The sequence below is a fragment of the Thermogemmatispora sp. genome (assembly GCF_019683755.1).
In the GTDB taxonomy this organism is placed as follows: Bacteria; Chloroflexota; Ktedonobacteria; order Ktedonobacterales; family Ktedonobacteraceae; genus Thermogemmatispora.
The window spans coordinates 1-11,926 of the sequence record NZ_JADGHT010000131.1 but is presented as its reverse complement, the minus strand read 5'-3'; the positions used below and the strand labels follow the sequence as shown (position 1 = coordinate 11,926).

The window sequence follows — 11,926 nt, the reverse complement described above, 5'->3', positions numbered from 1 at the left end:
GGGCCATATTACCAGGAAATAGAGTGACATGCTCGCCCAAGCGCTGAACCATGCCATTCTCTTGATCGATGGCGATGAGCAATGGATAGCGGTGACCAGCGGCTCGGGCTTTGGCCTGCAAAGTGCTGGTCAGGTGATAGACTTGCTCGGCACTTACAATGTTACGGGAAAAGAGGATGACCCCGCCTAACTGGTGGTGCTCAATCAAATCGAGAATGGCGGGCGAGGGTTCGGTCCCCTCGAAGCCGGCCATGAGTAATTGGCCGAGCTGATCGCGAAGATCTACAGCGCCGGAAGTAGCTCCTTCTGCATCGATCGGCGTCTCTGGTGACGGGTGCTGCGAAGAAGACATTAATTAACCTCTCCCTCTTCCTTCGTTGCTCGGGTAGCTGCCGGCAGTGGACAGGGGAGCGCCGTGCGGGTAACGGATGGCCTCCAAATGGATCGCCGCTTTTGCGGCACTGAGTGCCGGCTCTTCCACAATGACCACCTGGCCAAGGCGACGCCGGGCTCGCAGTCGCCGCAGAATCTGAGCCCGGAAAGGTGCTTCACGTACCAGCAGGCTGCCTGCGAGGGCCAGTGGTACCACGTTCTCAGGAAATTCCAATTGATGGCTGACCACCAAAGCGGCCAGGGCCAGCTCAGCGGCAGCATTGCCCACGATGCGCCGTGCTACTGGATCACCCTCGCGAGCTGCTGCGAAGACGCACGTAGCCAATTGAGCAATAGCCGCAGTCTCCTGGCCGTGGTACACCACGCCTAGCAGATCCTCGGCCCTCTCGAGTCCCCAGTAAGCGAGGATGCGGGGCAGCAGGCTAGTGTGAGGACCACGGCCATCGGCAGCGCGTGCGGCAGCTTGTAAGGCCTGGCGTCCGATATCATAGCCGCTGCCCTCGTCACCCAAGAGGTAGCCCCAGCCGCCAGCACGGCACACACGTCCGCAGGCATCTCGTCCGAGGGCAATGGAGCCGGTACCTGCGATGAGCACCACCCCGATGGCCTGCTCTAGCGCTGCTAAAGGAAGTTCGGCATCGTTTGTCACATAGACCTGCTCAGCCAGACTGGCCAGAGGAGGCGAGAGAACAGCGTGATCGGCAGGGCGGTCGAGACCGGCCAGACCGATCCAGGCTGCGCGCGGTCGGGAGGTAGCACCGGCGGCTTGCAAGGCTCGCTCAGCGGCCTGCCGCACTTGACGGATGGCCTCTTCCTGACCGACAGAGACGTAGTTCGCACGCCCTGCCAGGGCGCGACCACGCTCGCGCCCATGACGATCAACAACGATCGCCAGGGTTTTGCTGCCTCCACCATCAACCCCAAGATAGAACTCTTCGTCGCGAGTAGCTCCATGTTTCTGTGACGTATTACTCATCATGACAGCGAATCCAGTGTTGCGCGTAAGATAAAATGATGGTCGGCCAGGCGCTGACGAGCGCTCTGGGGATCAAGGCCACTGAGCGCGCAGACGATCGCCGTTTTGACCTCACCGTTAGCCCGCGCAAGTACAGCCTCAGCTGCAGTGCGTTCCAGGCCCGTCACTCGCTGGACAATGCGTAAGGCACGCTGCTGCAGCTTGTAGTTCGTGGCCTGAACATCGACCATCAAATTGCCATAGGTTTTCCCCAGCAGGATCATCGTCCCGGTGCTGAGCATGTTGAGCACCATTTTCTGGGCTGTGCCGGCCTTCATGCGTGTCGAGCCAGTAATGACCTCGGGCCCGACAACAGGGGCAATCATGATGTCAACAATGGCTTCTAGCGGTGTCTGACGATTGCAGGCCAGCCCGATGGTCAAGGCTCCCTGCTCGTGAGCATAGGTAGCTGCCCCCAGCGCGTAGGGGGTGCGCCCGCTGGCCGTAATGGCAACCAGAGCGTCGGAAGAGCTAATCTGCAGACGCTCGGCATCATTGCGCCCAGCCTCGGCACTGTCTTCAACATCTTCATGAGCCTGGTTGAATGCAGCGGGACCACCAGCGACCCAGCCGATCACTAGATCGGGAGAAACATTGAAGGTTGGAGGACACTCAGAAGCGTCTAGGGCGCCCAGGCGTCCCGAGGTGCCGGCCCCCATGTAGAGTAAGCGCCCACCACGACGCAGGCGGGCAGCGATAGCCTCAATGGCTCGCGCTATCTGGGGCAATTCTTGTTTGACTGCCTCAGCCACCCGGGCATCTTCCGCATTAATAATCTGTACAATTTCTAGAGCACTTTTGCGATCAATATCACGACTGGCGGGATTGTCCTGCTCAGTGATCAGCTCGCTCAGTGCCGACTCACCTGGATGGTCAGACTGTAAAGAGGCTGACATGTTGACTGCTCCTCACTCTGATATCACACAAGTTCTCTGCCTGAGCCGCCTTGGCTGCCCAGCCGGGCTGAGCCACTCCTAGGTTTCCTTGCTTGTGTTGATCACCGCTGCCTGGTTCTAGGCCCGAAGAGAGCTACGAGAGCAACTGCTCTCGCTTCATATGAGTATAGAAAACGTATTTATTACCACAATAGACAGAAGATGCATACTCGATTGGCTGGTTGCGCTCGGTGTAGGTAACACGCCGTGTAAAGAGGGCCGGGCTGCCCACAGGGACCTTGAGATACTGGGCCTCTTCGCTCCCAATAAGGCCAGCCTCTAGCTCCTGGTCCGCTTCGACCAAGGGCAGGCCGTATTTGGTCTCTAGCAGGCGATAAAGAGAATTGTGCTCCAGGTCCTCCTCAAGAAGTTTCTCGCAGCCAATAAAGCTAATATGAGAGACCTCGATAGCTAGTGGCTCGCCGTCTGCCAGACGCAGGCGGTGGAGGCGAAAGATCTGCAGCCCGGGCTTGATGCGTAAGCGTTCGGCGACCGCTTCGTCCGCTGGGCGCATTTCGGCGGAGAGCACACGTGTACCGGGCTGCTGTCCACGGGCTTTCATATCTTCGGTAAAGCCCGTCAGGTGAATAAGCTGCTGGGTAATCTTGCGCCGGCTGACAAAGGTGCCTTTCCCTTGTTCGCGGTAGAATAGCCCTTCGTTCACCAGCTCGGTGATGGCCTGCCGGGCTGTCATGCGACTGATCCCGTATTGCTCGCCAAGCTCGCGCTCCGAAGGGATCAGATCCCCTGGCTTCCATTCACCACTACGAATCTTTTCACGCATGATTTCCTTGAGCTGATAGTAACGGGGTAGTGGGCTTTTTCTCACGATCGTGCTCATGGCTGTTCCTGTTCAGCAGTGTTTGCGACTAGCTTATGTACTTAGATCTCGATTTGAGCCTCACTCGCGGCAGAACTCCTTTTCAAGATCGCGACGAGCAAGGCCAACACAGATTACAGTATACCACACGGCCTGTCTACTTGGTATATTGTCTAGACCATAGACGCTCTCTCCCCTAAAGAAGACCGCGGTACCGTAACCGCGCTCTCTTCCTTATGGTCTACTCTGATAGTTGTATATACCACTGTGCCTGGCACCTCACGCACGGCTGAGGGAGCGGCCAGCACTGGTAGCCCTCTGCTGGCTGGTTGCAGTGCCTGCCTGCCTGGGATTGCGCTGCCTAGCGAGCTGGTTCAGGTTCGGTCCGAAGGCGGATAAAAGTCGGAAAGCCTTTGAACCAGGCTTGCTGGACCTCGACCCCATCCTGATTGACAAAGCTGGCCTGGGCTGAGAGCAGGCGCTGCTCTTCGTCCTTGTCGACAAAGGTTACTGTACAGGTAATGGTATCCCCGGGATAGACGGCCTTCACATAGCGAAAATGCATTTCGGTGGCCACGAAGCCCAAGAGGCCGCCAATGTGCGTAATCATACTGCTGATGAGCAGCCCGGGAAGGATACGCTTCCCATACCAGCTTGCGCGCGCGAAGGCCTCATCCAGATGATAGGGATTATAGTCCCCGGTCAGTCCGCAGAACAGGGTCATATCTCCTTCCGTAAAGGTGCGGCGGAAGACAAAGCGCTGTCCGGGTTGAATAGCTGCAAAGGCGAGGCGCACCTGCTCTTTGAACTCGTCTGAGGCTGCCATCGGTGTCTTGCTCTGCTCCTTTCTCCCAGTTTAGTGGGGAGTTAACAAAGGGTGACTAGGGTAAGGGAGTGCTTTCTCTGGGGTGCGCCAGATGACCAGGGCATCGAGCACCTCCACCTGATCGCCAGTAGCCCATAAAGGATTAATCTCCAGCACGTCCAGGTAGGGGGCTAACCCTTGAGCCAGGAGCGAGATCCGATGAATCACAGCGCTTAGGCGCTCTAGATTGACACCTGGTTGGTTGCGCAGACCCTGCAGGAGAGGGAAGCCGCGTAGCTCGGCCAACATGGTGAGGATCTCGCGACGTGACAGCGGCAGCGGGCGCAGGGCAATATCATGGAGCACCTCGGTCCAGAGGCCACCGAGGCCAACGGTCAGCGTCAGGCCCCAGACCTGGTCGGCGAAGACACTGACCAGCAATTCGCAGCCCGCTGGGCGCATGGGACTGACAAGGATGCCCTCGATGGTGCTCTCCGGCATATGCTGGCGGGCAACTGCCAGTAAGCGCTGGAAGGCGCTTGCTACCTCCTCATCGCTGCGCAGGTTCAGGGCGACACCACCGAGGTCGCTTTTGTGGAGCACTGTGGCTGATTGTAGCTTCAAGACCACAGGGAAGCCGTAATGGTGAGCGGCAGCCAGGGCCTCTGTAGGCGAATGCACCAGTTGAGCTGGCACGAGGGGAATACCGGCCTGCTCTAGCAATGAGCGAGTCTGCACCTCCGACCAACTGCCTTCCGGAACAGAGGCTGGGGGCCTGATGCTATCCAGGGTCAAGGCCGGGGTTGGGGCCGATTCCTCGTGATCTGGCTGCTGCGACTGGCTGAGCTGCTCCGACCACCAGAGCAGCCGACCCAGAGCACGCAGACCGTGCTCAAGACCTGCCATAATATGCAGGCCAGTGCGTTCGACGACTGGCAACATAGCGGCTGGCAGGTCAACGCAGGTATTGGAAACCAATACAATCGGGCGTGGGGAGGTATGGACCAGCTCTGCCAGGTGTTCATACTGGCTCAGCAGCGCTTGCTGACCTTCGGGCGTGGGACGGCGCAGACCATCGATGCTGACGACGTTGAGAACGAAGTCTAGCTGAGGGTCCTCTCGCACGATGGCCAGGGCCCGCTGTTGGAGCGTCCCATCGACTACCACATAGCCAGTCACATCCAGCGGATTATGTGGAGTAGCAAAAGGCGGTAGCACGGCCCGCAGCCGCTCACATGTTTCTCCGCTCCAGGCGGGCAGCAGCAGGCCCTCATCCTGGGCACGGTCGGCGATCAGATCGCAGGCCCCACCCGAGGGGGTAACTGCCCCTAAGCGTCGGCCCGGTAGAGGACCGTAGTAAGCCGCCAGCGCGGCGGTTGTCAGGAGATCCTCTAACGACGAGACGCTGATCATGCCCAGTTGGCGCAAAGCGGCGGCGTTGACTGCTGCATTGCCGACCAAGGCGCCAGTGTGGGCTGCTGCGCTGCGTGAGCCTGCCTCGCTGCGCCCCACCTGAAGAGCCACCAGGGCGCAGCGTTGGGCCAGGGCACGGGCTGCCAGCCGGCGCAGAGCCTCGGGCTGGCGGACGCTTTCGAGGAAGAGGGCCACAGCCCGTGTGTTGTGGTCATTCAGCAGGTACTCAAGCACATCGCAGACGCCGATCATCCCCTCGTTGCCTAGCGAGACCAGCAGACTCAGGCCGATAGCGTGGGCTTGGGCAAAGGCTAGCACGGCGCTGGCTAGGGCTCCGCTCTGTAGTACTACAGCCACTGGCCCTCTCCGTAAGGGGAAATTGATGGGCAGTCCATAGGGAGTGATGCCGGCGCTGGCATTTATGAAGCCGTTACCATTTGGCCCTAAAATCAGCAGATCATGGGTCTGGGCGAAGGTCAATAGCTCCTGCTCCTGGGCAGCTCCTTGTGGGCCGGTTTCGCGGAAGCCTGCTGTGAGTACCACGAAATGGCGAACACCGCGCATCGCTCCCTCAGCGATGACCGGCAACACTTGAGCTGTCGGAACCATGACGAAGGCTAGGTCGACCGGTTCCGGTAGGGCGCTCAGTGTTGGCAGGGTGGCCTGTCCGTGCACCTCGGCCCGCCGCGGATTGATCAGATAGAGGGGACCAGTGAAGTCGCTGGCCCTGAGATTTTGCACCAGGTAGCTTGACCAACGCGATGCATCGCTGGCTCCAACTACAGCGATGCTGCGCGGATGAAAAAACGCTCTCAGCCGCTCTGCTGCAATCAGTTTCTCCTGTCCCATGAGGTTTCATCCTTTGTGGCCGCATTGCAAACGCTAGCAGACTAGCACCCTTGCTCTGAAGTAATCAGACTAGTCGACACTGAACAGGCTGCAGCCAAGGGCGAGGTTCTCGTGTTTGCACTGGTGTTTTCCTATCGTACTGAGACCTGCCGAGTCACCTGGACGGCTGCTGGCGACTCTCTCTTCGCTGCGACCTATTCTGCCAGGCGGAAGAAGGGGAGCGCTGGGCGACCGCTGACCCGGTCAAAAGTGACTTGCACGGGGGCACCGATGCGTACACGCTCGCGGGGCGTGTTGATCAGGCGAGTCATCAGGCGTACCCCTTCTTCCAGCTCGACGATCGCGATAATGAAAGGAGCCTCGGCGGCGAATGGGCCAAAGGCGCGATGAACAACTGTATAGGAATAAATGATCCCACGGCCCGAAGCAGTGACCCATATGAGTTGGTCGCTATGGCAGTGTGGGCAGAGCATGCGTGGATAGAAGACATGGCGTCGACAGGCCGTACAAAACTGGATGCGGAGTTCGCCTTGCTGGATACCTTCCCAGTAAGGTGCCGACTCAGAATCACTCTGCGGCAGGGCGTAGGTTGGCTCCTCGCTCATAGTGCGTGCTCGCTTTCTCTTTACGTCTAATCCTTGCCAAGCAGGACGGTTGCTGCTGAAGAAAGGACGCCGCCGGTGCCATGGGCCAGGGCAAGACGGGCCCCTGGGACTTGACGCGGACCACACTCGCCACGTAATTGGCGCGTGGCCTCGATGAGGAGAAAGATCCCGTACATGCCGGGATGGCAATAGGAGAGACCTCCACCATTGGTATTCATGGGGAAGGGTCCACCTGGCGCGGTACGTTGACCACTGACGAAGGCGCCGCCCTCGCCAAGCTGGCAGAAGCCGAGGGCCTCCAGGGTCATGATGACTGTGATCGTGAAAGAATCATAGATCTCTACAACGTCGATTTCCTCTGGCCGCAGGCCGGCCATTGCAAAAGCTGCCCGACCAGAGGCGATGGCCGCCTGGTGGACGGCTAGATCGGGCATGTTGGCAATCGTTGCATGGGTGTGGGCTTCTCCATGACCGAGCACCCAGACCGGTGGCTTGCGAGCCTGGCGCGCACGCTGCGCTGAGGCCAGTACTACGGCCCCGCCGCCATCGGTGACAAGGCAGCAGTCCAGCAAATGCAGCGGCTCGGCGATCCAGCGTGAAGCGAGCACATCCTGGATCGTGATTGGATCACGCATCATGGCTTTCTCGTTGAGCATGGCCCACTTACGTGTTGCCACCGCTACCTCTGCCAGTTGCTCGCTGGTCGTGCCAAACTGATGCATGTGGCGCATGGCGGCCAGCGCATAAGCTCCTACCGGCGTGGGCAGCCCAAACGGGCCTTCGAATTGCTCCGTGAGACGGTAGGTTGGGCTGATGCGCCCGCGGGAGCGGTCCGAGCGCTGAGTACTGCCGTAGACAATGAGGGCCACCTCAATGAGGCCAGCCTCGATGGCCGCTACGGCGTGCTCAATATGCGCCTCAAACGAGGAGCCGCCGATATTGGTGGAGTCACTGTAGCGTGGTCTGAGGCCAAGATATTCGGCCAGGGTCAGCGTGGGAGACCAGGACCAGTTGCCGGCGCAAAAGAGCGCGTCGACCTCGTCGAAGCTGAAGCCGGCATCTTCCAGGGCGGCGCGAGCTGCCTGAGCCTGGAGCTGCAAAACGGTCTTATCAGGGGTATAGCCCAGGTCAGACTCGGCAACACCGACGATGGCGGCGCGCGGGCTACGCGGCGCGGATGCTCTAGACATGCATGCCTCCAGCCTGTCTACTTGTTTGTAGTATAGTGTACCATCTTCTGCCCGACTCGGCCTAGGCGCCAAACGCACAGCCGCAAGGCTAGCGGCAGCACGAGACACAAGCGGACGAGCGAAAGACTGCCCCCCTTCTGCTTCCTGGTGCTGGTGGGCCAAAAGAGGAGCGCTGCGCAGCCAATCAGCAAGGTCCGCCGTTCTATAAAACAGACAGCTACTGGGGTGTGGAAGAGTCAGACTGGACTGGCCCGCCTCTAGACAAAGAGCTTAACTTGGGCCTGCCAGGCCCGGAGTTTTACGGCGAACTGCTTAGGGTTCAGCAAAGAAAGGAGCTATCTCTAGATGAACGGGGAGACGTTGGCACAGGCAGAAGAGGAGCGCTTGCGAGAGGCGACAAGCCACGAACGCAATTGGGAGCGCTGGGGCCCCTATCTGGCCGAACGTCAGTGGGGAACGGTACGTGAAGACTATTCCCCTGATGGCAACTGCTGGGACTCTTTCCCCCATGATCATGCACGCAGTCGCGTCTATCGCTGGGGTGAAGATGGCCTCCTTGGTATCTGTGACCGTGAGTGCCGGCTCTGCTTTGCTGTGGCTCTATGGAATGGCCAGGACCCCATCCTGAAGGAGCGCCTTTTCGGACTCACCAATAGTGAAGGCAACCACGGCGAAGATGTCAAAGAATACTATTTTTACCTGGACGCCGTGCCCAGTTCTGCCTATCTGCGCGCGCTCTACAAATATCCTCAGCGAGCCTATCCCTATATCCGCCTGGTCGAAGAGAATCGCCGGCGCTCGCGGGCCGAGCCAGAGTACGAGCTGCTTGACACAGGCATCTTTGACGAGGATCGCTACTTTGACCTGACCGTCGAATATGCGAAAGCCTCGCCAAATGACATCCTGATCCGTCTGACTGTAGCTAATCGTGGGCCGGAAACCGCCACGCTACATGTGCTGCCCACGCTCTGGTTTCGCAATACCTGGGTCTGGGGTCAGCGCGGTGAAGATTACTGGCCCAAACCACGTCTCAGCACTCCCAATGGTCAGGCTCTGCAGGCTGACCATGCCTCGCTGGGGCGGTTCTGGTTGCTCGCTGAGCAACGGCCAGACCTGCCAGAGCCACGCCTGCTCTTCACGGAGAACGAAACCAACTTCCAACGCCTCTTTGGCGTGCCTAACTCTACGCCTTATGTCAAAGATGCCTTCCACGCCTATGTCGTCGAGGGCAGACAAGAGGCGATCAACCCTGCTCTGGAGGGAACCAAAGCCGCCTTTTACTACGTGCTTACGGTCCCTGCCGCTCAGGAACAGGTTCTACATTTGCGCCTCTTTGCTGACAGCGAGGCCCCGCCTTCGCCCTTCGGTGAGGATTTTGCTGCGCTCTTTTCCCAGCGCCAGCGGGAAGCCGATGCTTTCTACGCTGCACGCATACCGGCGACGCTCTCAGAGCAGGCGCGGCGCGTGATCCGACAAGCTAATGCGGGCCTCCTCTGGAACCGGCAGTTCTATCACTATGACGTGGCCACCTGGCTCAAAGGCGATCCAACGCAACCAGTGCCGCCGCCCTCGCGTCTCTGGGGACGCAATCACGACTGGACGCACATTTTCAATCGTGATATTCTCTCCGTTCCTGATAAGTGGGAATATCCCTGGTATGCAGCCTGGGATCTGGCTTTCCACGCTGTGGCCTTTGCCAATCTTGACCCCGAATTCGCTAAGCAGCAGTTGATCCTGCTCTTGCGTGAGTGGTATATGCATCCCAATGGGCAACTCCCAGCCTATGAATTTGCTTTCTCGGATGCCAATCCACCCGTGCACGCCTGGGCCTGCTGGCGCGTCTACAAAATGACCGCAGCGCGTGGGTCCCGGGATCTCCAGTTTTTGGCCCGTACCTTTCATAAGCTGCTGATCAATTTCACCTGGTGGGTGAACCGCAAAGACGTAGCTGGGAGGCATCTCTTTAGCGGCGGCTTCCTGGGTTTGGACAATATTGGGCTCTTCGATCGCTCGCGTCCTTTGCCTGGAGGGGAACAGCTTGAGCAAGCGGACGGCACTGCCTGGATGGCCTTCTACTGCTTGACCATGCTGGCTATGGCCCTGGAGCTGGCCCATGAAGATCATGCCTATGAAGATGTCGCCTCTAAGTTCTTTGAGCACTTCATTGCCATTGTAGACGCCATGAATGCCATTGGAGGCAATGGCATGTGGGACGAAGAGGATGGCTTCTACTATGATCAGTTGCTCATTGATGGACGGAGCCTTCCTTTGCGAGTGCGCTCAGCGGTTGGCCTCATTCCGCTCCTGGCGGTCGACGTTCTCGATGACGAGCGGCTTGCCCTTCTACCCGGCTTCACCAAGCGCCTGCGCTGGTTCCTGAACAATCGACCCGATCTTGCCCGTCATATCTCCTATCTGCAGGGAGGTGGACAGCACTCTGAAGCGCATCGGCTCCTGGCTATTCCCTCACGCGCGCGCCTGCTGCGAGTCCTGGGCTATCTTCTGGATGAAAATGAATTTCTCTCGCCTTATGGCATTCGCTCGCTATCGCGTTACTACCGCGACCACCCCTACACCCTTGTGCTCGATGGTCAGCAACTCAGCATAGATTATGAGCCAGCGGAATCGCGAAGCGGGCTATTTGGCGGCAATTCCAATTGGCGCGGGCCTGTCTGGTTCCCTTTAAACTACCTGCTGATCGAAGCTCTGGAGCGCTATCATCATTTCTACGGGGCGAGCCTCCTGGTCGAGTGCCCCACTGGCTCGGGACGGCAGTTAACGCTCGCGCAGGTAGCCCGTGAACTGACCACCCGCCTGTGTCGCCTCTTCCTCCCTGATGAGCGGGGGAAAATCGCCTGGTGTGGAGAGGAACAGCGCTTTCTCACTGACCCGCACTGGCGTGATTTGATCCTCTTCCACGAGTATTTCGACGGCGAAACGGGCCGAGGTTTAGGCGCTAGCCACCAGACCGGCTGGACTGCCCTCATCGCGCGCCTGCTGACAGACCTGGCAGATGAGACGGCTGCTTCGCCTTGACTCCTACTGGCTGAAACGCGGGCCAGGAGGGCCATCGTCGGGCGAAATGAGGCCGTGGCGGATGGCAAAGCGCACCAGGTGAGGAATATCATGTAGCCCGAGTTTCTCCATAATGTTGGCACGATGGGCCTGCACTGTTTTGACACTCAGCACGAGGCGGTTAGCGATCTCCTGGCTGGTGTAGCCCTCCGCGACCAGGGTAAGTACTTCCAGCTCGCGCGGGCTAAGCACGCGCAATTCATCGGTCAGCCTGGCCATCTCACTGCTGCTCTGTCCCTTGTGAGCTGACTGACTGTTCTCCGAGGGCTGGCTCTCTTGCTGCGCCATGCAGTGCTCCAGATAGACGCGAATCAGCGAACGTGCCAGGCCGGGGTAAAGGAATGCTCCGTTGTCTGCCAGAGCGCGAACCGCACTGTGCAGCTCCGCTGGTGCGGCTTTCTTGACCAGATAGCCGCTGGCCCCAGCGCGCAGGGCCTGCAAAAAGTACTCCTCGCTATCATGCATCGTCAGAATCAATACCTGGGTCTCTGGCTGCTCAGAGCGGATACGGCGACAGGCTTCCAGGCCATCCATTTCTGGCATGGTGATATCCATCACCACAATATCCGGTCGCAGTTGGCGCGCCATCTCTACCGCGCCGGTACCGGTTTTAGCCTCCCCGACAATGCGAATCTCGGGCTGCAACGTTAATAGAAGCTTGAGCCCTTGGCGCAAAATATCATGGTCATCGGCCAGAACCAGATTAATCGTACGGGCGGTCGCAGCGTCTGTGCTTGCCGTCTGCATGTCCTCCATTGCTCTCTCTTTCTCCTTGCCTCCTCCTGTCTGCGGTATTTTATATATTAGTAGGTAGTGTTGGGGAGAA

The 11,926-nt window shown here is 59.0% G+C and carries 10 protein-coding genes; 1 reads left to right on the top strand and 9 read right to left on the bottom strand.

What is annotated here, in order from left to right:
* The 8 genes from IRZ24_RS10400 to IRZ24_RS10365 form a co-directional block, all read right to left on the bottom strand.
* On the bottom strand, positions 1-352 hold a 352-nt coding region (locus IRZ24_RS10400; RefSeq protein WP_297163585.1), incomplete at its 3' end, for a glycoside hydrolase family 3 N-terminal domain-containing protein.
* A 3-nt stretch (positions 353-355) separates the two neighbouring features.
* Entirely contained in the window at positions 356-1,372 is a 1,017-nt protein-coding gene (locus tag IRZ24_RS10395) for a BadF/BadG/BcrA/BcrD ATPase family protein (RefSeq protein ID WP_297163583.1), read from the bottom strand.
* The gene (murQ, locus tag IRZ24_RS10390; RefSeq protein WP_297163580.1) at positions 1,369-2,304 is read right to left on the bottom strand and encodes an N-acetylmuramic acid 6-phosphate etherase; all 936 of its coding nucleotides are present in this window, start codon (positions 2,302-2,304) and stop codon (positions 1,369-1,371) included. Before murQ ends, IRZ24_RS10395 begins: the two co-directional genes overlap by 4 nt.
* Positions 2,305-2,437: 133 nt before the next feature.
* Positions 2,438-3,184 carry a GntR family transcriptional regulator gene (locus tag IRZ24_RS10385; RefSeq protein WP_297163576.1) on the bottom strand — a complete coding sequence of 249 codons (747 nt, stop codon included), beginning with the start codon at positions 3,182-3,184 and terminating at the stop codon, positions 2,438-2,440.
* 340 nt (positions 3,185-3,524) lie between these two features.
* A complete protein-coding gene (locus IRZ24_RS10380) occupies positions 3,525-3,989 on the bottom strand; it encodes a MaoC family dehydratase (RefSeq protein ID WP_297163573.1) in 465 nt (154 codons plus the stop codon).
* 30 nt (positions 3,990-4,019) lie between these two features.
* Entirely contained in the window at positions 4,020-6,230 is a 2,211-nt protein-coding gene (locus IRZ24_RS10375; protein ID WP_297163570.1) for an acetate--CoA ligase family protein, read from the bottom strand.
* Positions 6,231-6,424: 194 nt separating this feature from the next.
* A complete protein-coding gene (locus tag IRZ24_RS10370) occupies positions 6,425-6,835 on the bottom strand; it encodes a Zn-ribbon domain-containing OB-fold protein (protein WP_297163567.1) in 411 nt (136 codons plus the stop codon).
* A gap of 26 nt (positions 6,836-6,861) precedes the next feature.
* Complete coding sequence (locus IRZ24_RS10365) at positions 6,862-8,025, bottom strand: acetyl-CoA acetyltransferase (RefSeq protein WP_297163564.1); 1,164 nt, start codon at positions 8,023-8,025, stop codon at positions 6,862-6,864.
* A 345-nt stretch (positions 8,026-8,370) separates the two neighbouring features.
* Between IRZ24_RS10365 and IRZ24_RS10360 the strand changes: the two genes are divergently transcribed.
* Positions 8,371-11,061 (top strand): hypothetical protein, encoded by a 2,691-nt coding sequence (locus tag IRZ24_RS10360; RefSeq protein WP_297163562.1) that lies wholly within the window; start codon positions 8,371-8,373, stop codon positions 11,059-11,061.
* Between the two features lie 3 nt (positions 11,062-11,064).
* On the opposite strand, the gene IRZ24_RS10355 is transcribed toward IRZ24_RS10360, so the two are convergent.
* The gene (locus IRZ24_RS10355) at positions 11,065-11,856 is read right to left on the bottom strand and encodes a response regulator transcription factor (protein ID WP_297163559.1); all 792 of its coding nucleotides are present in this window, start codon (positions 11,854-11,856) and stop codon (positions 11,065-11,067) included.
* Positions 11,857-11,926: the final 70 nt, after the last annotated feature.